General features: G+C 56.9%; 23 protein-coding genes. 8 read left to right on the forward strand and 15 right to left on the reverse strand.

All coding sequences use genetic code 11. The features are described from left to right. Positions 1-22 precede the first annotated feature (22 nt). The 12 genes from trpS to DG357_RS21065 form a co-directional block, all read right to left on the reverse strand. Complete coding sequence (trpS, locus tag DG357_RS21005; RefSeq protein WP_088205098.1) at positions 23-1,027, reverse strand: tryptophan--tRNA ligase; 1,005 nt, start codon at positions 1,025-1,027, stop codon at positions 23-25. Beyond that, complete coding sequence (gene gph, locus DG357_RS21010; RefSeq protein ID WP_028014658.1) at positions 1,020-1,781, reverse strand: phosphoglycolate phosphatase; 762 nt, start codon at positions 1,779-1,781, stop codon at positions 1,020-1,022. Before gph ends, trpS begins: the two co-directional genes overlap by 8 nt. Next, positions 1,774-2,451 carry a ribulose-phosphate 3-epimerase gene (gene rpe, locus DG357_RS21015; protein WP_023333698.1) on the reverse strand — a complete coding sequence of 226 codons (678 nt, stop codon included), beginning with the start codon at positions 2,449-2,451 and terminating at the stop codon, positions 1,774-1,776. The genes gph and rpe overlap by 8 nt, the downstream gene beginning before the upstream one ends. Before the next feature lie 41 nt (positions 2,452-2,492). Next, on the reverse strand, positions 2,493-3,305 hold the full coding sequence (gene dam, locus DG357_RS21020) for an adenine-specific DNA-methyltransferase (RefSeq protein ID WP_028014659.1): 813 nt from the start codon (positions 3,303-3,305) through the stop codon (positions 2,493-2,495). A 67-nt stretch (positions 3,306-3,372) separates the two neighbouring features. Further along, positions 3,373-4,674, reverse strand: a complete 1,302-nt coding sequence (gene damX / locus DG357_RS21025; RefSeq protein WP_088205099.1) for a cell division protein DamX — start codon at positions 4,672-4,674, stop codon at positions 3,373-3,375. 92 nt (positions 4,675-4,766) lie between these two features. Next, positions 4,767-5,855, reverse strand: coding sequence for a 3-dehydroquinate synthase (gene aroB, locus DG357_RS21030; RefSeq protein WP_041911921.1), 1,089 nt, complete (start codon positions 5,853-5,855; stop codon positions 4,767-4,769). A gap of 57 nt (positions 5,856-5,912) precedes the next feature. Further along, positions 5,913-6,434: a shikimate kinase AroK gene (gene aroK, locus DG357_RS21035; RefSeq protein WP_003861630.1), complete on the reverse strand. Its 522-nt coding sequence runs from the start codon at positions 6,432-6,434 to the stop codon at positions 5,913-5,915. Between the two features lie 286 nt (positions 6,435-6,720). Further along, the gene (gene hofQ, locus DG357_RS21045; protein ID WP_088205100.1) at positions 6,721-7,959 is read right to left on the reverse strand and encodes a DNA uptake porin HofQ; all 1,239 of its coding nucleotides are present in this window, start codon (positions 7,957-7,959) and stop codon (positions 6,721-6,723) included. Continuing rightward, complete coding sequence (locus DG357_RS21050; RefSeq protein WP_048957366.1) at positions 7,871-8,275, reverse strand: HofP DNA utilization family protein; 405 nt, start codon at positions 8,273-8,275, stop codon at positions 7,871-7,873. The genes hofQ and DG357_RS21050 overlap by 89 nt, the downstream gene beginning before the upstream one ends. Then, complete coding sequence (locus DG357_RS23055; protein ID WP_167401639.1) at positions 8,265-8,720, reverse strand: HofO family protein; 456 nt, start codon at positions 8,718-8,720, stop codon at positions 8,265-8,267. The genes DG357_RS21050 and DG357_RS23055 overlap by 11 nt, the downstream gene beginning before the upstream one ends. Positions 8,721-8,723: 3 nt before the next feature. Continuing rightward, complete coding sequence (locus tag DG357_RS21060; RefSeq protein WP_088205101.1) at positions 8,724-9,218, reverse strand: PilN domain-containing protein; 495 nt, start codon at positions 9,216-9,218, stop codon at positions 8,724-8,726. Continuing rightward, positions 9,215-9,991 (reverse strand): type IV pilus biogenesis protein PilM, encoded by a 777-nt coding sequence (locus DG357_RS21065; protein WP_088205102.1) that lies wholly within the window; start codon positions 9,989-9,991, stop codon positions 9,215-9,217. Before DG357_RS21065 ends, DG357_RS21060 begins: the two co-directional genes overlap by 4 nt. A 120-nt stretch (positions 9,992-10,111) precedes the next feature. Here DG357_RS21065 and mrcA point away from each other — a divergent pair, with 120 nt between their 5' ends. Then, positions 10,112-12,664 carry a peptidoglycan glycosyltransferase/peptidoglycan DD-transpeptidase MrcA gene (gene mrcA, locus DG357_RS21070; RefSeq protein WP_028014665.1) on the forward strand — a complete coding sequence of 851 codons (2,553 nt, stop codon included), beginning with the start codon at positions 10,112-10,114 and terminating at the stop codon, positions 12,662-12,664. A gap of 79 nt (positions 12,665-12,743) precedes the next feature. On the opposite strand, the gene nudE is transcribed toward mrcA, so the two are convergent. After that, positions 12,744-13,304: an ADP compounds hydrolase NudE gene (gene nudE, locus DG357_RS21075; protein WP_028014666.1), complete on the reverse strand. Its 561-nt coding sequence runs from the start codon at positions 13,302-13,304 to the stop codon at positions 12,744-12,746. A 322-nt stretch (positions 13,305-13,626) separates the two neighbouring features. Between nudE and DG357_RS21085 the strand changes: the two genes are divergently transcribed. The 5 genes from DG357_RS21085 to pckA all read left to right on the forward strand — a co-directional run bounded on the left by DG357_RS21085 (position 13,627) and on the right by pckA (position 19,790). Beyond that, on the forward strand, positions 13,627-15,762 hold the full coding sequence (locus DG357_RS21085) for an intracellular growth attenuator family protein (RefSeq protein ID WP_028014667.1): 2,136 nt from the start codon (positions 13,627-13,629) through the stop codon (positions 15,760-15,762). Positions 15,763-15,829: 67 nt separating this feature from the next. Continuing rightward, a complete protein-coding gene (gene yrfG / locus DG357_RS21090; protein WP_028014668.1) occupies positions 15,830-16,513 on the forward strand; it encodes a GMP/IMP nucleotidase in 684 nt (227 codons plus the stop codon). Beyond that, positions 16,510-16,911: a ribosome-associated heat shock protein Hsp15 gene (hslR, locus tag DG357_RS21095; protein WP_028014669.1), complete on the forward strand. Its 402-nt coding sequence runs from the start codon at positions 16,510-16,512 to the stop codon at positions 16,909-16,911. The genes yrfG and hslR overlap by 4 nt, the downstream gene beginning before the upstream one ends. An 18-nt stretch (positions 16,912-16,929) precedes the next feature. After that, complete coding sequence (hslO, locus tag DG357_RS21100; RefSeq protein WP_161495995.1) at positions 16,930-17,814, forward strand: Hsp33 family molecular chaperone HslO; 885 nt, start codon at positions 16,930-16,932, stop codon at positions 17,812-17,814. A 356-nt stretch (positions 17,815-18,170) separates the two neighbouring features. Then, positions 18,171-19,790 (forward strand): phosphoenolpyruvate carboxykinase (ATP), encoded by a 1,620-nt coding sequence (gene pckA, locus DG357_RS21105; RefSeq protein ID WP_028014671.1) that lies wholly within the window; start codon positions 18,171-18,173, stop codon positions 19,788-19,790. A 90-nt stretch (positions 19,791-19,880) separates the two neighbouring features. On the opposite strand, the gene envZ is transcribed toward pckA, so the two are convergent. Both envZ and ompR read right to left on the reverse strand, forming a co-directional pair. Continuing rightward, a complete protein-coding gene (envZ, locus tag DG357_RS21110) occupies positions 19,881-21,227 on the reverse strand; it encodes a two-component system sensor histidine kinase EnvZ (RefSeq protein ID WP_028014672.1) in 1,347 nt (448 codons plus the stop codon). Next, complete coding sequence (gene ompR, locus DG357_RS21115; protein WP_001157751.1) at positions 21,224-21,943, reverse strand: osmolarity response regulator transcription factor OmpR; 720 nt, start codon at positions 21,941-21,943, stop codon at positions 21,224-21,226. The genes envZ and ompR overlap by 4 nt, the downstream gene beginning before the upstream one ends. A gap of 228 nt (positions 21,944-22,171) precedes the next feature. Between ompR and greB the strand changes: the two genes are divergently transcribed. Further along, on the forward strand, positions 22,172-22,645 hold the full coding sequence (gene greB / locus DG357_RS21120; RefSeq protein WP_014885539.1) for a transcription elongation factor GreB: 474 nt from the start codon (positions 22,172-22,174) through the stop codon (positions 22,643-22,645). Between the two features lie 86 nt (positions 22,646-22,731). Beyond that, positions 22,732-25,062, forward strand: coding sequence for a Tex family protein (locus DG357_RS21125; protein ID WP_028014673.1), 2,331 nt, complete (start codon positions 22,732-22,734; stop codon positions 25,060-25,062). Positions 25,063-25,073 lie beyond the last annotated feature (11 nt).

Raw genomic sequence — 25,073 nt, forward strand, 5'->3', positions numbered from 1 at the left:
TCCGTATTTGTCGGGTAGCGGCTTAAGGTTTCGCCACAAACCCAATCGCCTCGTACACCGCTTTCAGGGTTTCGGACGCGCGCGCGCTGGCTTTTTCTGCGCCCTCTTTCATCACTTTTTGCAGGAAAGCTTCGTCGTTACGGTAACGATGATAGCGCTCCTGCAGCTCGGTCAGCATGCCGGAAACGGCCTCTGCCACTTCACCCTTCAGGTGGCCGTACATCTTGCCTTCGAAGTGTTTTTCCAGCTCGGGAATGCTCTGGCCGGTCACGCCGGAGAGAATGTCCAGCAGGTTGGAGACGCCCGCTTTGTTCTGCACGTCGTAGCGCACCACAGGCGGCTCGTCGGAGTCGGTGACCGCGCGCTTGAGCTTTTTCACCACCGATTTCGGATCTTCCAATAGGCCGATAACGTTGTTGCGGTTATCGTCAGACTTGGACATCTTCTTGGTTGGCTCCAGCAGCGACATCACTCGCGCGCCGGATTTCGGAATAAACGGCTCTGGCACTTTGAATACGTCGCCGTAAAGCGCGTTAAAGCGCTGGGCGATATCACGGCTCAGCTCCAGGTGCTGCTTCTGGTCTTCACCCACCGGCACCTGGTTGGTCTGGTACAGCAGGATGTCGGCCGCCATCAGCACCGGATAGTCGAACAGGCCAGCGTTGATGTTTTCAGAGTAGCGGGCAGACTTATCCTTGAACTGGGTCATGCGGCTCAGCTCGCCGAAATAGGTATAGCAGTTCAGCGCCCAGCCCAGCTGCGCATGCTCCGGCACGTGAGACTGAACGAAAATGGTGCTCTTTTCAGGATCGATACCGCAGGCCAGATAGAGGGCCAGGGTGTCCAGGGTGGCTTTGCGCAGCTTCTCAGGATCCTGACGCGCGGTGATAGCATGCAAATCTACGATGCAGTAAATGCAATGGTAGTCATCCTGCATGCTGACCCACTGACGCAACGCACCCATGTAGTTACCAATGGTCAATTCACCTGAAGGCTGTGCGCCACTAAAAACGATGGGCTTAGTCATTATTCAATTCCTGATGTTCACTGTGCGAAAGCCCGAGTGCGGGCAACAAATCTTTGAAGTGGTCGAACACAACATCCGGCTCACTCAGCGTAATGGCCTCACCGTAGTTGTAGCCATAGGTTAAACCGACGGAAGGACACCCCGCCGCTCGGGCAGCCAGAATATCATTACGCGAATCCCCGACAAAGAGCAGCTCCGCAGGCGTTAAGGATAATTTTCCTGCCACCAGCAACAGCGGCTCCGGATGCGGCTTTTTGTTCTGCACGTCATCCCCGCCTACAATCACGGAGAAATATTTCGCGATATTGAGCGCCTCCAGCAGCGGCGCAACAAACGGCGTCGGCTTGTTGGTCACCAGCCCCAGCGGGATGCCTTTCGCGTGCAGCGCGCTCAAGGTTTCCTGGACGTCCGGGAAAAGGAAGCTCCCCTCCTCGACGGTCTCTTCGTAGAAGCGATCGAACAGCTTGCGCAGAATACGCAGCTGCTCATCCTGCGGGATATCGGCGTGATCGACGCTTGGTTTCCCCTGCGCGGAACGCTGCGACGCGCGTTCCTGACGAGCCCACGTCAACGCGCGCTCCATCAGGACATCGGCACCGTTGCCAATCCACGTAATCACACGATCTTCGCCCGCAACGGGCAGTTCCAGTGCATACAGCGCCTGATCGACGGCGCTCGTTAAGCCCGGCGCGCTGTCCACCAGCGTGCCGTCGAGGTCGAATGCCACACCCCGAATTGCCTGCAATTTATCCATGACTTACCTTCGCCAGCTCGCGGCGCATTTCATCAATGACTTTTTTGTAATCCGGTTGGTCGAAAATTGCCGAACCTGCAACGAACATATCCGCGCCCGCTGCCGCAATTTCGCCAATATTATTCACTTTCACACCGCCGTCCACTTCAAGACGAATATCATAGCCAGACTCGTCAATGCGCCGGCGCACTTCGCGCAGCTTATCCAGCGTGTGAGGGATGAACGACTGGCCGCCAAAGCCCGGGTTGACGGACATCAGCAAAATCACGTCCAGCTTGTCCATCACGTAATCGAGATAGCTCAACGGTGTTGCCGGGTTAAACACCAGCCCCGCCTTACAGCCGTTCTCTTTGATCAGCTGCAGCGTGCGGTCAACGTGCTCAGAGGCTTCCGGATGGAAAGTGATAATGCTGGCGCCCGCTGCGGCGAAGTCAGGCACGATGCGGTCGACAGGCTTCACCATCAGGTGAACGTCGATCGGTGCGGTAATGCCGTAGTTACGCAGGGCCTTGAGCACCATCGGACCGATGGTCAGATTGGGAACGTAGTGGTTATCCATAACGTCGAAATGGACGACATCTGCGCCAGCTGCGAGAGCTTCCGCCGTGTCTTCACCCAGGCGGGCAAAATCGGCCGACAGAATTGAGGGGGCAATCAAAAACTGTTTCATCCGCATCTCCTTGAAATGTGTTTACCGGCGGGCAAAACGGCTCAGGGGCGATAAAGAGCCAGGAGTTCGTCCACCTTTTTACGTGTGCCGCCGTTGCTGCTAATGCTACGCCGCACCTTAACCTGAAAATGCTTCGCGGCTTTGTACCATTCGCGCGTATCAGGGGTATCGTGATTTGAAATTAACACCGGAATTCTTTTGCTGACCAGTTTTTCCGCCATCTCCGCCAGGCGGGCCTGTTCGGCCGGGCTGAAGCTATTGGTGTGGTAGGCGGTGAAGTTCGCCGTCGCAGACAGCGGCGCATAAGGCGGATCGCAGTAAACCACCGAGTTTACGCCTGCCAGTTCCATGCACTCTTCATAGGAGAGGCAGTGGAACTCTGCATTCTGCGCTTTCTTCGCAAAATGATACAGCTCGTCCTGCGGGAAGTACGGGCGCTTATAACGACCAAACGGCACGTTAAATTCGCCGCGCAGATTATACCGGCACAGGCCGTTGTAACCATGACGGTTGAGGTAAAGGAACAGCAGCGCGCGGCGGAACGGATCCTGGCTCTGATTAAATTCCGTGCGGAACTGATAGTAAACGTCAGGGCTGTTGTTCTCTGGCGTAAACAGCTTGCGCGCCTCTTCCACATACTCATCGGTACGCAGCTTAACGATGTTATAGAGGCTGATAAGGTCGCTGTTGATATCCGCCAGGATATAACGAGAAAAATCGGTGTTCAGGAACACCGATCCCGCACCCACGAAGGGCTCGATAAGACACTCGCCTTTTGGCAGGTGCTTTTTAATATCATCGAGCAGGGGGTATTTCCCCCCTGCCCATTTCAGAAAAGCGCGATTTTTTTTCATGCTGACTAACTGATTACACCTTCTCCGGCTGTGGAGAAAGCTCCGACAGCATCCTGCGCTTTAAACATTACTTCAGATCGGCCTGCACCTGATGAATCGGCTTCGCCCACGGGTTTTTCGCCTGAACGTCTGCCGGCAGTGTCGCCACGGCGCGCTTCGCTTCATCTTTAGAAGCATACACACCGCTCACCAGCACGTACCACGGCTGTCCGTTACGGGTTGTCTGATAAACCACATAGTTTTTCAGATTCGATTTCTTCGCCCAGCCGTTGAGGTTGTCATAGTTAGACGAACTGCTCAACTGCAGCGTGTAGTTGCTGGACGGTGCAGATTTCAGCGAACCGACGTTGCCAGCTGATTTACCTGCTGCAGCACTTGAAGCCGTCGCCGTTGCGGCAGGCGCAGCGGTGGCAGCAGGTGCCGTTGTGGTTGCCGTCGCTTTCGGCGCAGTCTGCGTGACTGGCGCTTTAGCCGGCTCGCTCACGGCAGCCGTTTCAGTGCGTTTCGGCTGTGCCGGTGCGGCTTTCACTTCAGGCGCTTTTACCACGGCCTGAGGCTTGGTTTCACGCTTAGGCTCAATGACCGCCTGCTTACGTTCAGGACGCGTCGCAGTTTGCGTCTGGCGCGGTTTAGTTTCCGTTGCTGCCGTCTGCGGCTGCGCGGTAGCACCGTGGATCGGCGCGACGGTTGCAGGTTCAGTTGGCAGCGTAGAGTTAACCACAACGTTATCAACCTGCTGCTGGTTTTGCGGCTGCATCAGCGCATTGTTCAGGTCTCCCTGAACTTCAACACGCTGCTGGCCTTCGGGCGTGACAGGTGCCTGGCCCTGAGCAGGCGTTGATGAAACGGGCGGCAGAGAAACATCCTGCGGCGTCGTTGTGTTGCTGGCAGTCTGCTCAGCGGAAGTGGTGCCCGGCGCTGGCTGTGCACCATTCGCCTGATCCGTCGCATCATTACCGGAGAGGTTGATGCTCTTCTCTGCGGAGGCGGTTTGTTCGGTTGAGTTGGTGGACGGTGCTTTCAGCGCGGAGCCAATGCCAACAATCAGCAGCACAAGCACCAGAACGCCAAGTCCCATCATGATGTACTGACGGGAGGCCGGTTTCTGCGCAGCGGCTTTTTTACGTTTACGCGGGCGACGCTCTACAGGCTGTTCGTCCATTGAATCTTCTTCGGACTCATAATCCTCTTCTTCTCGCTCATCACGCGCGTTGCGGCTGCGCGAAGGGCGACGATCGTCTGCATCCAGATCAACATCGTCAAAGTTGATCTGCGGCTCGTTATCACGTTCTGAAGATTGACGAGAACGACCAGTACGACGATCGCTGGGATCGGGTTTCAGCTCGTCTTCTGGTTTGAATTCATCCATTTAACACCCCACTCAAAGGCTTATGCCTACGTCTTTGCATTTCGCCTGAAGCTAAACGACCACCGATAACAGTGGCCTGACCTTTCTAGTTGTTACGCCTGCTGGCAATCAGCAATGGCGCCAAGAACGACATCGTGCGACACTCCGCCGCGCACTTCACTCTTCCCTATTGCAAGCGGGAGTACAAGACGCATCTCACCTGCCAATACTTTTTTATCGCGCATCATGTGGGGTAAATACGCCTGCGCCGACATCTCCTGCGGCCCGGTTACCGGCAAACCTGCACGTTCAAGTAGCGCAATGATACGTGCCGTCTCTTCCGGTTTAAACTGCCCAAGACGTTCAGAGGTGCGGGCTGCCATGACCATGCCAGCCGCGACGGCTTCACCGTGCAGCCAGTTGCCGTAACCCATTTCGGCTTCAATGGCGTGGCCAAACGTATGCCCAAGATTCAGTAAAGCACGTAAGCCGGTTTCACGCTCGTCTGCCGCGACAACTTCTGCTTTCAGCTCACAACAACGACGAATGCAGTATGCCAGTTTCGCCTCATCCAGGCGCAGCAGCGCATCCATATTCTCTTCAAGCCAGTTAAAGAACTCGCCATCCAGAATAATGCCGTATTTGATCACTTCAGCCAGGCCAGAGGCCAGCTCGCGTTTCGGCAGGGTTTTCAGGCAGTCGAGATCCACCACCACCGACGCAGGCTGGTAGAACGCGCCAATCATGTTTTTGCCGAGGGGATGGTTGACTGCCGTTTTGCCACCGACAGAGGAGTCGACCTGAGACAGCAACGTGGTCGGGATTTGAATAAAACGGACGCCACGCTGATAGCTTGCGGCCGCAAAGCCGGTCAGATCGCCCACAACACCGCCGCCCAGGGCAAGCAGTGTTGTATCGCGACCGTGCGGTTTTTGCAGCAATGCGGTAAAGACGGTATCGAGTACCGTCAGGCTTTTATACTGCTCGCCATCGGGCAGAATCACACTGTCGACTTTTACGCCTGCCTGCTCAAGCAGGTGACGCACGCGGTCGAGATAAAGCGGAGCCAGCGTCTCATTGGTGACCAGCATCGCCTGATCACCCGCTTTTAGTGGTAAAAAGGAAGCTGGGTCGTTAAACAAACCAGCCGCGATGGTGATAGGGTAACTACGTTCCCCGAGAGTAACTGTAATCCTCTCCATGACGCGACATCCACCTTTAATGCTTTTACCCGCAGGCGAGTGTATATAAAGCCAGAATCAGTTGCTTTCCAGCATATGAATAATCTGGTTTGCAACCACTTTAGCGCTCTGATCGTCAGTACGAATGGTCACATCGGCAATCTCTTCATACAGCGGATTGCGTTCGTCGGCCAACGCTTCCAGAACTTCGCGTGGTGGCGTTTCAACCTGCAGCAACGGGCGCTTTTTATCGCGCTGCGTACGTGCCAGCTGTTTCTCAATGGTCGTCTCAAGATAGACCACTACGCCACGGGCGGAGAGACGGTTGCGGGTTTCGCGAGATTTCACAGAGCCGCCGCCTGTTGCCAGTACGATGCCCTGTTTTTCCGTGAGTTCGTTGATCACTTTTTCTTCTCGGTCACGGAAACCTTCTTCGCCTTCTACATCGAAAACCCAGCCCACATCAGCTCCGGTTCGTTTCTCAATCTCTTGATCAGAATCGTAAAATTCCATATTGAGTTGTTGAGCTAACTGACGCCCAATAGTGCTTTTGCCGGCACCCATAGGCCCAACCAGAAAGATATTGCGTTTCTCTGCCATTTTATCGGTACTACTAAGACTATTCGTTAATGGTAATCCCCGCTTCGCAGACACCCGGCGTAGCAGGACATGAACTGAAACCTCATATGCAATAGAGCGAGAGTCAGACTAAAAATTATCTCAATACTCCGGCTTGTTTGGCAACTGATTAAATCACCGCGCCGGACGCATAAGGTAATAAGACGTAAGTCCAACTCAAATCGGTACTCCTTGTATGCTAATTCATGCCCCACGTCAAACATCTGCAACAAACTGAATGCAAAATCATTGCGGGGATCGTTACCCGTTAGTGAATACCGACCAGACGTGGCGTAATAAACACCACTAACTCACGCCGCTCATTATCTTTTCCATCATGGCGAAAAAGCTGTCCCAGCCAGGGGATACTCCCAAGCCCAGGCACGCTGTCACTGCCGGTTTTGTTCTTTTGCGAGAAAATTCCCCCCAGCGCCAGCGTTTCTCCACTTTTTACCTCCACCTGGGTTTCTATCTCCTGCTTATCGATGGCAAGCGTTTCGCCATCGGCCTGCTGCAGCACCTGTCCCGGCATGTTTTCACTGATGTGTAGCTTCAGGCGCACGCGCCCACCGGGCAATACTACCGGCGTGACCTCCATTCCGAGTACCGCCTCTTTGAACTCCACCGAGGTCGCCCCGCTTTCACCGCTTGAAACCTGATACGGGATCTCACTCCCCTGCTTAATGCTGGCCGGTTGCATGTGCGAGGCCAGCAGCCGCGGGCTGGCAATGATATCGACCTGCTGTTTTTGCTCCAGCGCAGAGAGCTCCAGATCCAGCAGCCTGCCGTTAATCCGCCCGATGTTAAACCCCACATGCGTGGTAGCACTGGCCACGGAAAGATCGCTGCCAAGCGTCGTGAGCTGTCCAACCTTGCCCGCCTCAGTGGCCTCGGCAAGATTCCACTTCACCCCCAACTCTCGCAGGCTTTTTTCATTAATGGTGACAATGTGCGCCGCCAGTTCGACCTGCTCGACGGGAATATCCATCTGAGCCGCCCACTGCTGCAGCGCCTCCAGCACCGCCTGGTTATCCCTGATGAGCAGACGGTTGGTGCGTTTGTCGACAGATAAACTCCCCTTTGGGCTCAGGAGCTTTTCAGCCGCTTTTTGCAGTTCTCCGGCATCCGCATAAGAAAATGGGATGCTGTGCGAGACCAGCGGAGCATCAAGTTGTCGACGCGCTCGCTCCTGCTCTAAACGTTCCCGCTGTTCACGCTGCCAGGCCGCGGTATGGACATAATAAATACCGCCCTCCTCTCGTAAAACGAGTCCGGCGCTGGTGACTACCGTCTGTAACGCCTGCCGCCAGGGAACGCGCGTCAGGTTAAGCGAGAGCGTGCCGCCGACATCCGGCGATACCACCAGATTACGGTTCTCCTGCGCAACCAGCGCCTGTAGCACCTGAACCACCGGCACGTCATCCACCACCAGCGTGACCGGCTTTGGCGCGACTGCCCACAGCGGGCGGCTGAACGCCAGCAGCAACAGCACTATCCTTAACTTCATTATTATCCTTTCCTTCTCGTTGCCACGCCCATTCTTCGGGATCGCATGTGTCACCCACATCAACAACCAGTTCCGTTTCATTGATGGCCGTTATCCGCCAGCCCGCCGGGAAACGATCGTGCTCTTTCAGACGATGCCAGCGCCGTTGCCCATCCAGCAAAATACCAACGCGCTGCTGCCCTCCCACCATTCCGCGGTAGTGCCACTGTGCCAGTTCGGCTGTGGCGCAGGGGTCGTCCGGCGGGCGAAACGGATCGCGCATGCCGGTCAACAGCAGCGCCGAGCAAACCAGCAGGTATCTCGCGCTATTTCGCATGTTCCAGCTCCAGCTTCAGGCGTAACGCCGTACTTTGTGGCGCAAGCGTAAAAGCAGCGACCCGCACATCCCGCTGCGCCAGCCGGGAAAAAAGAGGCGGGATCGCCTGCCACTGCGCCTCCAGCGCCAGTTCACCGCCGTTTTGCAACGGCTTCCAGTGAAGGAGCCTTGTACCCTCCCCCTGAAAATTGAGCGGTGAAAAGGGCTTTATCTCCAGTGCCGTCCGGGTTTGCGGGCTAAACGGCACCTGACTGGCGGTGGGCCACAGCGACGCGTTAGTCCTCGCCGCCTGGCTCAACTGCTGCCGCTGATCCGCACACTGCCTCTCTGCTGGCCGGAGCAATACACCCCATGCTGTCAGGCCCATCAGGAGAATACCCAGCCCCCCGCAGACTAGCCGACACCAGGGACGACTTTCACACCAGCGTTCTAGCAAGGTCTCCACGCATTACCCCTCGCTTTTCAGGTGCAGAGTGAACATCCAGCGCCCCTGGCTATCCTGCCGGAGTTCCCCCTCAGAACCGGGCGTAAAGCCGTCTATGTGCTCCAGCCCATTACGCAAGGCAGAAAGCGCCTGCAGGGTAGTGGCATAGCCGATCAACATCAGAGCAGGAGGCTGATAACGCAGCTCTGTCAGCCATACCTGCGCAGGCATGGCCTCAGAAAGTGACTCCAGCACCGGTTGCCATGCGCGGCGTTGCGGCGTGCCCGCAGGGTTCTGCACCTCTGCGGTGGGTCGCTGGCGAGACACAAGACCACGCTGCACGGACTGCGTACCCGCCAGTTGAGCCTGCAGCGCGCGCAGCGTTACCAGATAATTCATCCTTACGCTAAAAACGGTCACCAGCATGAGCAGCAATGCGCCGAAAAACACGGTTCCCCAGAAACGCAGGCATCGCGCGCGCCGCTGCTGACGCCAGGGCAGGAAGTTGGTCACGTTCATTCAGGCACCTCGCTCATGGCCAGCGCCAGCGCGACGGTATAGTCAGCCCCGCATTCGGGAAGAGGCGCATGCCAGCGCTGCAGCGTTTCCCATGGAGTTCGTTCGGCATCAAAGAACGCGATGTCATTCTGGTTAAGGGCCAGCAGCGCCGCCAGCTCAGTGACGTTTTCTGCTTCAGTGGTATAACGACGCCCCCACTGATGGCGCATAGCCCACAGCCAGTGATGCGCATCCCGCCAGGCGACGCACTGCGTCGGCGCTAACGCAGGCAGCAGGTTCGCCAGCGCGCTGGCATCCGGGGTGATGGTCGCCAGCCGCAAACGTAGCGTTTTCGCCAGATCAAGAAGCGTTTCAACCTCTTTGTTTTGTGCAGCAGTCACGTGAAACGTATTGCTGAAGGTGTCCTGGGTGTAGTCGAAACAGAGGGACTCTGTCGACATCTCCAGTTCGCGCGAAAGCGCCGCCCCCATCCACGAGAGCTGCTCGCTGTCGCGCAATGCAAGAGCCGGTCGGGGCAACGTTTTTTGCAGAGTCCGTGCAGCAGGAAAGGAGAGAAATACCCGGTGGTAGTGCGGGAGCGCTTTTCGCCAGTCGCGTAAGGCATCGGCCAGCGCTTCTGGCTGACAAATTTTGCCGTCACGAATGATGCCTTCGGCCAGAGAAATGGCCCACCAGCGGCGTAAGCACCAGCCGCCTCTCTCCCGGACCAGTGCCGTAATCAGGACCTTATCCTGTTGAATATGAACGCCCGTTTGCCATGTTTTGAAAGCCATGCTTCACGATCTCCTTATCGCCCGTCGCCTTGACGGCTATATCAATGAATCAGGCTTGCCTTTATACTACCGCGCGATTGTTTAGAAACTGCCCAAGTGAAACCAAATGGGAAATCTCCGGTGAAGTTCGTAAAGTATTTATTCATCCTTGCAGTCTGTTGCATTCTGCTGGGAGCAGGCTCGATTTACGGTTTGTACAAATATATTGAGCCACAGCTACCTGATGTCGCCACGCTCCGCGATGTGCGTCTCCAGATCCCAATGCAGGTCTATAGCGCCGATGGCGAGCTGATGGCGCAGTATGGCGAGAAGCGTCGTATCCCGCTGACCTTAAACCAAATTCCCCCCGTGATGGTGAAAGCTTTTATCGCCACGGAGGACAGCCGTTTCTACGAGCACCACGGTGTCGATCCGGTCGGGATTTTCCGTGCCGCAAGCATTGCGTTGTTCTCCGGTCACGCCTCCCAGGGGGCGAGCACCATTACGCAACAGCTGGCGCGTAACTTCTTCCTCAGCCCTGAAAAGACGCTGACGCGTAAGATCAAAGAGGTGTTCCTGGCGATCCGTATTGAGCAACTGCTGAACAAGGACGAGATCCTTGAGCTGTACCTCAATAAAATCTATCTGGGCTACCGTGCCTATGGCGTGGGGGCAGCCGCGCAGGTGTACTTCGGTAAGCCTGTTGAACAGCTCACCTTAAGCGAAATGGCAACCATTGCCGGTCTGCCAAAAGCGCCGTCCACGTTTAACCCGCTTTACTCGCTCGATCGCGCTACCTCACGTCGTAACGTCGTCCTGTCACGTATGCTGAGCGAAGGCTATATCAGCCAGAGCGAGTACGACCAGGCGCGTAACGACGTCATTGACGCCAATTATCACGCCCCTGAGATCGCCTTCTCAGCCCCTTATCTGACCGAAATGGTGCGCCAGGAGATGGTGAGTCGTTATGGCGACAAGGCCTATGAAGATGGCTATCGCGTGTACACCACCGTTACCCGTAAAGTGCAGCAGGCGGCTCAGGACGCGGTGCGCAATAACGTGATGGACTACGATATGCGTCACGGCTATCGCGGACCGTCGAACGTGCTCTGGAAAGTGGGCGAAAGCGCATGGGACAGCAAAAAAATCACCAGCACGCTGAAAGCGCTGCCAACCTATGGTCCGCTCCTTCCAGCCGTAGTGACGCAGGCCGATCCTCAGGAAGCCGTTGCGACGCTGGCGGACGGCACGTCCGTCTCCCTGCGCATGGACGGTATTCGCTGGGCGCGTCCATACCGTTCGGACACCCTGCAGGGGCCAACGCCGCGCAAGGTGACCGACGTGGTACAGGCCGGGCAGCAGATTTGGGTGCGCAAGTCAGGCGATGCCTGGTGGCTGGCGCAGGTACCAGATGTGAACTCGGCTCTGGTCTCCATCAACCCACAGAACGGGGCGGTAATGGCGCTGGTCGGCGGGTTCGATTTCAACCAGAGCAAATTTAACCGCGCCACGCAGGCGCTGCGTCAGGTGGGTTCCAACATCAAGCCGTTCCTCTACACGGCTGCGATGGATAAGGGACTAACGCTTGCCAGCATCCTAAACGACGTGCCGATCTCCCGCTGGGATGCCGGTGCCGGTTCCGACTGGCAGCCGAAGAACTCTCCTGCGGAGTATGCCGGTCCTATTCGTCTTCGCCAGGGTCTGGGGCAGTCGAAAAACGTGGTGATGGTGCGTGCCATGCGCGCGATGGGCGTCGACTATGCGGCAGAGTACCTGCAGCGCTTCGGCTTCCCGGCGCAGAACATCGTTCGCACCGAGTCGCTGGCGCTGGGCTCAGCCTCTTTTACGCCGCTTCAGGTCGCCCGCGGATACTCGGTGATGGCCAACGGCGGCTTCCTGGTTGACCCGTACTTCATCAGCAAAATCGAGAACGACCAGGGCGGCGTGCTGTTTGAAGCGAAGCCGAAAATTGCCTGCCCTGAGTGTGATATTCCGGTCATTTACGGCAATACGCCGAAATCCGAGGTGCTCGAAAACAAGGACATGGAAGACCCTGCCGTTTCTCAGGAGCAGCCAAATATCGTCTTGCCGCAGCCGCAGCTGGAGCAGGCTAACCAGTCGCTGGTGGCGCAAACCGGCGCGCAGGAGTATGCCCCGCATGTGATCAACACGCCGCTGGCGTTCCTGATCAAGAGCGCGCTGAACACCAACATCTTCGGTGAACCCGGCTGGCAGGGTACCGGCTGGCGAGCAGGGCGCGATCTGCAGCGCCATGATATCGGCGGTAAAACCGGGACAACTAACAGCTCAAAAGATGCGTGGTTCTCCGGCTATGGGCCGGGCGTGGTGACGTCAGTCTGGATCGGTTTCGACGATCATCGCCGTGATTTAGGCCGTACCACGGCATCCGGCGCGATTAAAGATCAGATCTCCGGCTACGAAGGCGGCGCCAAAAGCGCGCAGCCGGCCTGGGATGCCTACATGAAATCCGTTCTTGAAGGCGTGCCGGAGCAGCCGCTGACGCCGCCACCGGGCGTGGTGACGGTCAATATTGACCGCAGCACCGGCCAGCTCGCTAACGGCGGTAATAGCCGTGCCGAGTATTTTATCGAAGGTACGCAGCCAACCACACAGGCGGTGCATGAGGTGGGTACAGAGATTATTGATAACGGCGAGACGCACGAGCTGTTTTAAGCATAAAAATGCCCGGTAAAAACCGGGCAAAGAATTGCAGGCCGGGTAAGGCGAAGCCGCCACCCGGCTTTTTTATGGCCTACAGCCGCCCTTGCCCCTTCAGCCACTCGCGAACCAGGAACAGCGCGCTCACGTTGCGAGCCTCGTTAAAGTCAGGGTCTTCAAGCAGATCCATCAGATGCGCCAGCGGCCATCGAACCTGCGGCAGCGGCTCTGGCTCATCTCCCTCCAGCGATTCAGGATAGAGATCTTCAGCCACCACAATGTTCATTTTGCTGGAAAAATAGGACGGCGCCATGCTCAGTTTTTTCAGGAACGACAGTTCGTTCGCGCCAAAACCCACCTCTTCTTTCAGCTCGCGGTTTGCTGCTTCAAAGACCGTTTCACCCGGATCGATGAGCCCTTTCGAGAACCCAAGCTCGTAAGATTCCGTCCCCACGGCGTATTCGCGGATCAAAATCAGATGATCGTCGACGATAGGGACAATCATCACCGCTTCGCGCGAAGAGGGGCGCATACGCTCATAAACACGACGCACACCGTTGCTGAACTCCAGGTCCACACTCTCGACGTTAAACAGGCGCGATTTGGCGACAGTTTCAACGTGCAGAATGGTGGGTTTTTGTAGTGGTTTGCTCATCTTGATGGGGTCTTAGCAGTGTGAACTGGCGTTATTGTGCGATATGCCGCACGGTTTCGGCAATGTCAATTGTTCTTTATTTACATTTATGCAACGCAGCAGGGATCAATCCTCAATTCAAAACAAATGTCAAGAGGTTGAAATGTTTCCAGGAATTTGCTGATATCGCGCCATGACAGGCTTTGCTATCATCACCGGTCACTGGGATGCGCTTTAGAATGCTCAAGTTCGACTCCATACTTGCCGATAGCCAGCCACAGACTCTCATTCAATGTAAAGGTGCTACTGACTACACCTGTAAGATAAGTAAGATGGGGAAAGCATGAGCACCATTTTGATTGTTCTCGCTGCTATGCTGGTCAGCGCATTGATTGCAGGGTGGCTGTACAGGCGACGCATACAGCGCCGTTACCGGCTGCCCTTTTTAAATGCCTTCGCGGGTGCGACAACGCGTAAACTCACGCAAGACGAGCGCGATGCAGTTGAAAACTATCTCGAAACGCTGAACCGTTCTCAGTTAACGCCTGGGCCGACGGGAGCCACGACTGCACCTGTCGCGCTTAAGCTTAACGCGCAAAGTGACACCGTGCTCTGCGTGACGCGCTCCATCACGCGCTACGGCATTACGACTGACGACCCCAACAAGTGGCGCTACTACCTGGATTCGGTTGAGGTGCATCTGCCTCCGTCCTGGGAGCAGTACATTAACGACGAAAACAGCGTTGAGCTGATTCACACCGATTCGCTGCCGCTGGTAATCTCGCTCAACGGCCATACCCTGAATGACTATCTTCACGAAGCCCCGCGCTTTGCGCTGGAACGCGCGAGTTCAACGCAGGCCTCTATTCGTGGTGAAGAGACCGAGCAGATTGAGCTGCTGAATATTCGTCAGGAGACGCATGAAGAGTACGCCCTGAGCCGTCCGGACGGTATTCGTGAAGCCATCCTGATCGTTGCCGCTTTCCTGCTCTTTTTTGTCTGCCTGCTGACGCCGGACGTCTTTGTCCCATGGCTGGCGGGTGGCGCGGTGTTGCTTCTTGCGGCCGGGCTGTGGGGGCTCTTTGCCCCACCGGCCAAAACCTCGCTGCGGGAGATCCACTGCCTGCGCGGCACGCCAAAGCGCTGGGGCCTGTTCGGTGAGAACGATCAGGAGCATCTCAACAATATCTCACTCGGGATTATTGACCTGATCTACCCGCGCCACTGGCAACCGTGGATTGCGCAGGATTTAGGGCAGAAAACCGATATTGATATCTATCTTGACCGCCACGTTGTGCGACAGGGGCGCTTCCTGTCTCTGCATGATGAAGTGAAAAATTTCCCGCTTCAGCACTGGCTGCGCAGCACGGTCATCGCCGCCGGCGCCGGGCTGGTGTTTATCATGCTGCTGCTTTTCGTGCCGCTGGATATGCCCATCAAATTTACCCTGTCGTGGATCAAAGGCGCGCAGACCATCGAGGCGACCAGCGTCAACCAGCTCGATGAAGCGGGTGTACGGGTGGGCGATACGCTGCGCCTGAAAGGCACCGGAATGTGTAATATCCATACCCCGGGGGCGTGGAACACGCGCCAGAATTCACCGTTCACGCCGTTCGACTGTTCGCAAATTATCTGGAACGACGCGCCGCCGCTGCCGCTGCCGGAATCCGAAGTGGTGAATAAAGCCACGGCGCTGACCCAGACGGTCAACCGCCAGCTGCACCCGAAACCGGACGATGATTCACGCGTCAGCCCCGCGCTGCGTTCCGCCATCCAGAAATCAGGCATGATTCTGCTGGATGATTTTGGCGACATTGTCCTGAAAACCCAGGACTTATGCTCATCGCAGGATGAGTGCATACGCCTCAAGAACGCGCTGGTTAACCTCGGGAACAGTAAAGACTGGGACTCGCTGGTGAAACGCGCCGAGGCGGGACGACTGGATGGCGTCAACGTGCTGCTGCGTCCGGTCAGCGCGGAATCGCTTGATAACCTGGTCGCCACCTCGACATCGCCGTTTATGATGCGCGAAACCACCCGGGCGGCTCAGGCGCTCAACAGTCCTGCACCGGGCGGCTTTGTGATTGCCAGCGATGAAGGCAGCGACCTGGTCGATCAGCCTTACCCGCAGGTAGCGCTTTATGACTACCCGGCCCAGGAGCAGTGGAGCCAGTTCCAGCGTCTGGCGCAGATGCTGATGCAAACGCCGTTCAGTGCCGAAGGGATTGTCACAAGCATCTACACCGACGCCAACGGCACGCGCCATATCGGCCTGCACCGGATGCCGGACAGCGCAGGATTGTGGCGTTACATTGGCACCTCTCTGCTGATGATCGCCATGCTGATCGCCATTTTCTGGAACGGTTTTATGGCCCTGCGCCGCTACCAGCGCTCCCGCACGCGTCTGGCGGAGATCCAGCAATATTATGAGAATTGCCTCAATCCTAAGCTGATCCCCTCCTCTGAGAGCCTGATCTGATAACGTCGTTGCGCGACAAGATGTGCTACCCTGTCGCGCACGTTTCTTCTGGCTGGAGTTCCCCCCTATGCATCTTGATATCGACTGGCAGCAGGTCGACACCGTTCTGCTGGATATGGACGGCACGCTGCTCGATCTCGCCTTTGATAACTATTTCTGGCAAAAGCTGGTGCCGGAAACCTATGGTGAGCAGCAGGGTATCTCCCCGGCAGAAGCGCAGGCATTCATTCGTTCGCAATATAGCGCGGTGCAACATACGCTAAACTGGTACTGTCTGGACTACTGGAGCGAGCGCCTCGGTTTGGATATTTGTGCCATGACCACTGCCCAGGGACCACGCGCCGTGCTGCGCGAAGATACGGTTCCCTTCCTGGACGCGCTGAAAGCAAGCGGCAAGCGCCGTATTTTGCTGACTAACGCGCATCCACATAACCTGGCCGTGAAGCTGGAGCATACGGGACTGGCGTCGCACCTTGATTTATTACTTTCCACCCACACATTTGGTTATCCGAAAGAGGATCAGCGGTTGTGGCATGCGGTGAAGGAAGAGACCGGCCTGCAGCCGGAGCGCACACTGTTCATTGACGACAGCGAGCCTATTCTGGATTCTGCGGCAACGTTTGGCATTCGCTACTGTCTGGGTGTCACTAATCCTGACTCTGGCCTGGCTGAAAAAAGCTATCTGCGCCATCCGGGACTGAACGACTACCGCCAGATGATCCCCTCACTGACCGTGAAGGAGACGCCATGAAAGAAAAGCCCTCAGATGGGGTAAGACTGGATAAATGGCTGTGGGCAGCCCGTTTTTATAAAACGCGCGCCCTTGCCCGTGAAATGGTTGACGGCGGTAAAGTGCATTACAACGGCCAGCGCAGCAAGCCGAGCAAGCTGGTTGAACTGAACGCCACATTAACGCTGCGCCAGGGCAACGACGAACGTACGGTAGTGATTAAAGCCATTACCGAACAACGGCGGCCCGCATCGGAAGCCGTACTGCTTTACGAAGAGACGGCTGAAAGCGTTGAAAAGCGCGAGAAGACCGCGCTGGCGCGCAAAATGAATGCGCTGACCATGCCCCACCCGGACCGGCGACCGGATAAAAAAGAGCGCCGCGATCTGATGAAATTTAAACACGGTGAGAGCGAGTAACCCTCACCCGCACGAGAGATGAAAATGGCCCAACACGACCAATTACACCGCTATCTGTTTGAACAATTCGCCGTGCGCGGCGAGCTGGTCACCGTATCCGAAACCTGGAAACAGATTCTGGAAAACCACAACTACCCGCTGCCGGTGAAGACCCTGTTGGGCGAACTGCTGGTTGCCACCAGCCTGCTGACCGCAACGCTGAAGTTTGCAGGTGATATCACCGTGCAGCTGCAGGGTGACGGCCCGATGACGCTGGCGGTGATCAACGGCAATAACCAGCAGCAGATGCGCGGCGTAGCGCGCGTTCAGGGCGACGTTCCTGAAAATGCTGATCTCAAAACGCTGGTGGGCAATGGCTACCTGGTGATCACCATCTCCCCGGAGGAAGGTGAACGCTATCAGGGCGTGGTCGGTCTGGAAGGCGATACCCTGGCAGCCTGCCTGGAAGATTACTTCATGCGTTCCGAACAGCTGCCGACGCGTCTGTTCATCCGTACCGGTGAAGTGGACGGCCAACCTGCTGCGGGCGGCATGCTGCTGCAGGTTCTGCCAGCGCAGGACGCGCAGACCAATGACTTTGAGCATCTGGCGACGCTGACCGAAACCATCAAGGCGGAAGAACTGTTCAACCTGTCGGCGACCGACGTGCTGTGGCGTCTGTACCACGAAGAAGAAGTGACCGTGTACGATCCGCAGTCCGTGGAGTTTAAGTGCACCTGCTCGCGCGAGCGCTGCGCTGGCGCACTGAAAACTCTGCCGGATGAAGAGATCGACAGCATCATGGCTGAAGACGGCGAAATTGATATGCACTGTGACTACTGCGGTACGCACTACGTGTTCAATTCAATGGATATCGCTGAAATCCGCAATAACGCCTCTCCGGCGGATCCGCAGGTTCATTAATACGCTACCCCTCACCCTGCCCTTTCCCCTTTGCGGAGAGGGTTAGGGTGAGGGGCAAAAATCCCCCAAAAGCTGAATCGTTTTCCCTATGTAACTCTTACGTAATTTTCTTACATGTATGCGATTACATTCACATTCTCTCCGATAAAATCACCACCTCTTAACCTTTTCGGAACATTTTCCCCAACCAAAAAGCGATTCCTGCGATAATCCGCCTGCACTGTGACTGGAGTCGCAGCGTTTTCCGTTAGTAAGGGTTTTATCCAGATGCACAAATCTATGAGCCCCGTCGCGGTTAACATCCCCAGAAAAACCCTACAATTTCAGGCAGTACATATTGGCTAAGGAGCAGTGATATGCGTGTTACTGGTTTAACCCCGCAAGATCTCAAGGCTTATGGTATTCACGACGTCCAGGAAGTGGTCTACAACCCCGATTACGATACGCTGTATCAGGAAGAGCTCAATCCAGCACTGGAAGGATACGAGCGCGGTGTGTTGACGAACCTTGGTGCTATCGCCGTCGATACCGGTATCTTTACCGGTCGTTCGCCGAAAGATAAGTATATCGTCCGAGACGAAACTACCCGCGATACGCTGTGGTGGGCTGACAAGGGCAAAGGGAAGAACGACAACAAACCGCTCTCCCCGGAAACCTGGCAGCATCTGAAAGGGCTCGTCACCCATCAACTTTCCGGTAAGCGTCTGTTCATTGTCGACGCTTTCTGCGGCGCTAACGCCGACACCCGCCTTTCCGTGCGTTTCATTACCGAAGTGGCCTGGCAGGCGCATTTCGTTAAGAATATGTTTATTCGTCCGACCGACGAAGAGCTGCAGGACTTCACACCTGACTTCATCGTGATGAACGGTGCGAAATGCACTAACCCACAGTGGAAAGAGCAGGGTCTGAACTCCGAAAACTTCATTGCCTTCAACCTGACCGAACGTATTCAGCTGATCGGCGGTACCTGGTATGGCGGCGAAATGAAGAAAGGAATGTTCTCGGTCATGAACTACCTGCTGCCGCTGCGCGGTATTGCCTCTATGCACTGCTCGGCGAACGTCGGCGAGAAAGGCGACGTAGCGGTGTTCTTCGGTCTTTCCGGCACCGGGAAAACCACGCTCTCCACCGATCCAAAACGCCGTCTGATTGGCGATGACGAACACGGCTGGGACGATGACGGGGTGTTTAACTTCGAAGGCGGTTGCTACGCGAAGACCATTCGCCTGTCTGAAGAGGCCGAGCCGGATATCTTCCACGCGATCCGCCGCGACGCGCTGCTGGAAAACGTCACCGTGCGTGCCGACGGCTCTATCGACTTCGACGATGCGTCAAAAACCGAAAACACCCGCGTCTCTTACCCGATCTACCACATCGACAACATCGTGAAGCCGGTGTCAAAAGCGGGCCATGCCACGAAGGTGATTTTCCTGACGGCGGATGCGTTCGGCGTGCTGCCACCGGTTTCCCGCCTGACCGCCAGCCAGACGCAGTACCACTTCCTCTCTGGCTTTACCGCCAAGCTGGCGGGTACCGAGCGTGGCGTCACGGAGCCAACCCCAACCTTCTCCGCCTGCTTCGGCGCGGCATTCCTGTCGCTGCACCCGACGCAGTACGCTGAAGTGCTGGTGAAACGCATGCAGGCATCCGGCGCGCAGGCCTACCTGGTGAATACCGGCTGGAACGGTACCGGCAAACGTATCTCCATCAAAGATACCCGCGCCATTATCGACGCCATTCTGGATGGTTCTCTGGATAACGCTGAAACCTTCACGCTGCCGATGTTCGATCTGGCCATTCCGACGGAACTGCCGGGTGTGGACACGCGTATCCTCGACCCGCGCAATACCTACGGATCGCCGGAACAGTGGCGCGAGAAGGCGGAATCGCTGGCGAAGCTGTTTATCGAGAACTTCGAGAAGTACACCGATACCCCGGCGGGTGCTGCGCTGGTGAGTGCGGGACCGAAGCTGTAGGTAAAAGCAAAAAGGCAACGAAAGTTGCCTTTTTTAATGTTTTCTCCCTCTCCCCGTGGGAGAGGGCCGGGGTGAGGGCATCAGACCGCACTATCCCTCTTTCACCTGCCCCCGCGTCACCGGCACCGGCAACCAGGCGCGAATGCTCAACCCGCCCCGCTCGCTGGTACCAATCTCCAGCAATCCGTTATGGTTATCCACAATACGCTGCACAATCGCCAAGCCTAAGCCCGTACCGCTGGTGCTGCGCGCGCTGTCGCCGCGCACAAATGGCTGGAACAGATGCTTACGCTGCTCGGGCTTAATGCCCGGGCCGTCGTCTTCCACCTGGAACCAGGCGCGGTTGAGTTCAGACCCGCTGCTAACCTTAATCCAGCCGTTACCGTAGCGCGCCGCGTTAACCACCATATTGGCCACCGCACGCTTAATGGAAAGCGGGTGCATACGAACCTGAATTTCACCGTCCTGAAGGTCAGTATCAATTTCACGCTCATAACCACTTTCTGCGGCCACCACTTCGCCCAGCACCGCGTTCAGATCGGCCATTTCCATCGGCATCTCCTGACCGGTGCGCAGGTAGTCGATGAACTGCTCGATGATGGCGTTACACTCTTCGATGTCCTTGTTAATAGACTCGGCAAGATAACCGTCCTCTTCACCCATCATCTCCGTCGCCAGACGAATACGCGTTAGCGGAGTGCGCAGGTCATGACTGACGCCGGCCATCAGCAGCGTACGGTCATCCGCCAACTGCTTAACGCCTGCCGCCATATGATTAAACGCGCGCGTTACTGAACGCACTTCAGAGGCACCATATTCACGCAGTGGAGGAGGAATAATGCCTTTACCGACCTGCAGCGCCGCGTGCTCCAGGTCGACCAGCGGTCGGTTCTGGATACGGATAAACAGCCACGCGCCGCCTATCGCCAGCAGCATAATGGCAAGGGTGTAGCGGAACAGCGGCGAGAAATCGCCCTGATGGATTTCAGTCAGCGGAACGCGTACCCAGATATTGGGTGACAGCCAGGTTTTCAGCCAGACGACGGGCGAGCTTTTGTTGACCTCGACGCGCACTTCCGTCGGGCCACCCAGCTGCTGCGCCATCTGCTGGCTGAGGAATTCATAGTGCTGCGCCCAGCGCAGGCCAGCATCTTCCGCCGCTTCATTGGAGTAAAGCGAAATGCCCAGTTCACGGTAGATTTCACGGCGAAATGCCGGGGGAACAACCAGCTGCGTGCCGTCCTCCAGCTGCAGCTTATCGGTCATCAGCATACGCACTTCGTAGGCCAGGACCTTATTAAACTGCTGGAGGCTCGGCAGAATCGCAAAGTTCAACACCACCAGGTAGGTCGTCACCAGGCTGACGAACAGCAGGGTGACGATCAGTAAGAGGGTGCGGGCAAACGAGCTTCGCGGCGAGAAGCGCATTCGCCTCATGCTTTAGAGCCGTCCGGAACGAACACGTAGCCCAGACCCCATACGGTCTGAATATAACGAGGATGCGCCGGATCTTCTTCCACCATGCGGCGCAGGCGGGAGATTTGCACGTCGATGGAGCGTTCCATTGCGGAGTATTCGCGACCGCGCGCCAGGTTCATCAGCTTGTCGCGGGAAAGCGGCTCGCGCGGATGGCTGACCAGCGCTTTCAGCACGGCAAACTCGCCGCTGGTGAGCGGCATTGGCTCATCTTCACGGAACATCTCGCGCGTGCCGAGGTTCAGCTTGAACTTGCCGAAGGCAATGACGGCTTCTTCCTGGGACGGCGCGCCCGGCAGTTCATTCGCCTGACGGCGCAGCACGGCACGAATACGCGCCAGCAGCTCGCGCGGGTTAAACGGTTTTGGAATGTAGTCGTCGGCGCCGATTTCGAGGCCCACGATACGGTCAACTTCTTCGCCCTTCGCCGTCACCATGATGATCGGCATCGGGTTGCTCTGGCTGCGCAGACGGCGGCAGATAGAAAGCCCGTCTTCACCCGGCAGCATCAGGTCGAGAACCATCAGATGGAAAGATTCGCGGGTCAGCAGACGGTCCATCTGCTCAGCGTTCGCGACGCTACGAACCTGGAAGCCCTGCTCGGTCAGATAACGCTCAAGCAGCGCGCGCAGGCGCATGTCGTCATCCACGACCAGAATTTTGTAGTTTTCTTGCATTGTGTGTACTCCCAAAGGTTCGGATAGTCTTTGTAACAGCGTATTCTAAAAAAGTGCACGTATTCGACCAGTTAATTCTGGTATAAATTCTAGTCGAAATTGTTACAAAGCATATTTAACAGCAGCTTATCTGTTCATTTCATCACATAAATCATTATTAATCCTGTCTGTTACACTGTGTGGTACGTATTGTGCGCAAAACAGAGAACCGGCAGCAAAGGCAGCACCATGAAAACGCCCCTGATCACCCGCGAAGGGTACGAAAAGCTCAAAAAAGAGATGGATTACCTGTGGCGCGAAGAGCGTCCTGAAGTAACCAAAAAGGTGACCTGGGCGGCCAGCCTGGGCGATCGCAGCGAAAATGCTGATTATCAGTACAACAAGAAGCGGCTGCGTGAAATTGACCGCCGGGTACGCTATCTGACGAAGTGTCTTGAGAATCTAAAAATCGTCGATTACTCCCCGCAGCAGGAGGGCAAAGTGTTCTTCGGCGCGTGGGTGGAGATTGAAAACGACGATGGTGACACCCTGCGTTTTCGCATCGTCGGTTACGATGAAATTTTTGGTCGTAAAGATTACATTTCTATCGACTCTCCGATGGCCCGCGCGCTGCTGAAAAAGGAAGTGGGCGATTTAGCCGTCGTGCAGACCCCAGCCGGTGAAGCCAGCTGGTACGTCAATGAGATCGTCTACGTAAAATAGTCCGAGAGCGCCCTCCCCGGCTGGCATTTTGCCGTGTCAGCCCGTATAACTATCCCCTGATTTTTGACCCACAAGATGATAAAGCCATGATGAAAGATTCGCTCTGCCGCATTATTGCGGGTGAACTTCAGGCCAGAGCCGAACAGGTAGAAGCTGCCGTTCGCCTGCTTGATGAAGGGAACACCGTGCCGTTTATTGCACGTTATCGTAAGGAAGTCACAGGCGGTCTGGATGACACGCAGCTGCGTAACCTGGAGACCCGCCTGGGCTATCTGCGCGAGCTGGAAGAACGTCGTCAGGCGATCCTCAAATCCATCGGCGAACAGGGCAAGCTGACCAGCGAGCTGGAAAGCGCCATTAACGGCACCCTGAGCAAAACCGAACTCGAAGATCTCTATCTGCCGTACAAACCGAAGCGCCGTACCCGCGGGCAGATTGCGATTGAGGCGGGCCTTGAGCCGCTGGCAGAGCTGCTGTGGAATGAGCCATCTCACGACCCGGAAACCGAAGCGGCGAAATTCGTCGACGCCGACAAAGGTGTCGCTGACACCAAGGCCGCTCTGGACGGCGCGCGCTACATTCTGATGGAGCGCTTCGCGGAAGACGCCGCCCTGCTGGCCAAAGTGCGTGATTATCTATGGAAGAACGCCCACATCGTCTCTACCGTCGTCGCGGGCAAAGAGGAAGAAGGCGCGAAGTTCCGCGACTACTTCGATCACCACGAACCGATTTCGACCACCCCGTCTCACCGCGCGCTGGCGATGTTCCGCGGCCGCAACGAAGGCGTGCTCCAGCTCTCCCTGAACGCCGACCCGCAGTTTGACGAGCCGCCGAAAGAGAGCCACTGCGAGCAGATTATTATCGACCATCTCGGCCTGCGCCTGAACAACGCCCCGGCGGACAGCTGGCGCAAAGGCGTGGTGAGCTGGACCTGGCGCATCAAGGTGCTGATGCACCTGGAAACCGAGCTGATGGGCACCGTGCGCGAGCGCGCGGAAGACGAAGCGATCAACGTCTTCGCCCGTAACCTGCATGACCTGCTGATGGCCGCTCCTGCGGGCCTGCGCGCCACCATGGGGCTCGATCCGGGTCTGCGTACCGGTGTAAAAGTCGCCGTTGTTGACGGCACCGGCAAGCTGGTCGCTACCGACACCATCTATCCGCACACCGGCCAGGCAGCGAAAGCCGCCGTCGTGGTGGCGGCGCTGTGCGAGAAGTACAACGTGGAGCTGGTTGCCATCGGTAACGGCACCGCATCACGCGAAACCGAGCGTTTCTACCTCGACGTGCAGAAGCAGTTCCCGAAAGTGACGGCACAGAAAGTGATCGTCAGCGAAGCGGGCGCATCGGTCTATTCCGCCTCTGAGCTGGCGGCGCAGGAATTCCCTGACCTGGACGTTTCCCTGCGCGGCGCGGTCTCCATCGCCCGTCGTCTGCAGGATCCGCTGGCGGAGCTGGTGAAGATCGATCCGAAATCCATCGGCGTGGGCCAGTATCAGCACGACGTGAGCCAGACGCAGCTGGCGCGCAAGCTGGACGCGGTCGTGGAAGACTGCGTAAACGCCGTCGGCGTGGACCTGAACACCGCTTCCGTTCCTCTGCTGACCCGTGTAGCGGGCTTAACCCGCATGATGGCACAGAACATCGTCGCCTGGCGCGATGAGAACGGCCAGTTCCAGAACCGTCAGCAGCTGCTGAAAGTGAGCCGTCTGGGGCCGAAAGCGTTTGAGCAGTGCGCGGGCTTCCTGCGCATCAACCACGGCGATAACCCGTTGGATGCCTCTACCGTTCACCCGGAAGCGTATCCAGTGGTGGAACGCATCCTGGCCGCCACCCAGCAGGCGCTGAAGGATCTCATGGGCGACAGCAGTGCTCTGCGTAACCTGAAAGCCGTTGATTTCACCGACGACAAATTTGGTGTACCAACCGTCACCGATATCATCAAAGAGCTGGAAAAACCGGGCCGCGATCCGCGTCCTGAGTTCAAAACGGCGACCTTTGCTGACGGCATCGAGACCATGAACGATCTCCTGCCGGGCATGGTGCTGGAAGGCGCGGTGACCAACGTCACCAACTTCGGCGCGTTTGTGGATATCGGCGTGCACCAGGACGGTCTGGTGCATATCTCTTCCCTTGCCGACAAGTTCGTTGAAGACCCGCACACCGTGGTCAAAGCGGGCGACATCGTGAAGGTGAAAGTGCTGGAGGTGGATCTGCAGCGCAAGCGTATCGCCCTGACCATGCGTCTGGATGAGCAGCCGGGCGACACCAGCGCGCGCCGTGGCGGCAACGGCGGAGGCCGCGAGCAACAGCGTCCGGCCACGAAAGCCACAAAACCGCGCGGGCGTGACGCGCAGCCTGCGGGCAACAGCGCGATGATGGACGCGCTGGCGGCGGCGATGGGTAAGAAACGCTAAGGTAACCCCCC

Source organism: Enterobacter bugandensis, assembly GCF_900324475.1.
Taxonomy (GTDB): Bacteria; Pseudomonadota; Gammaproteobacteria; order Enterobacterales; family Enterobacteriaceae; genus Enterobacter; species Enterobacter bugandensis.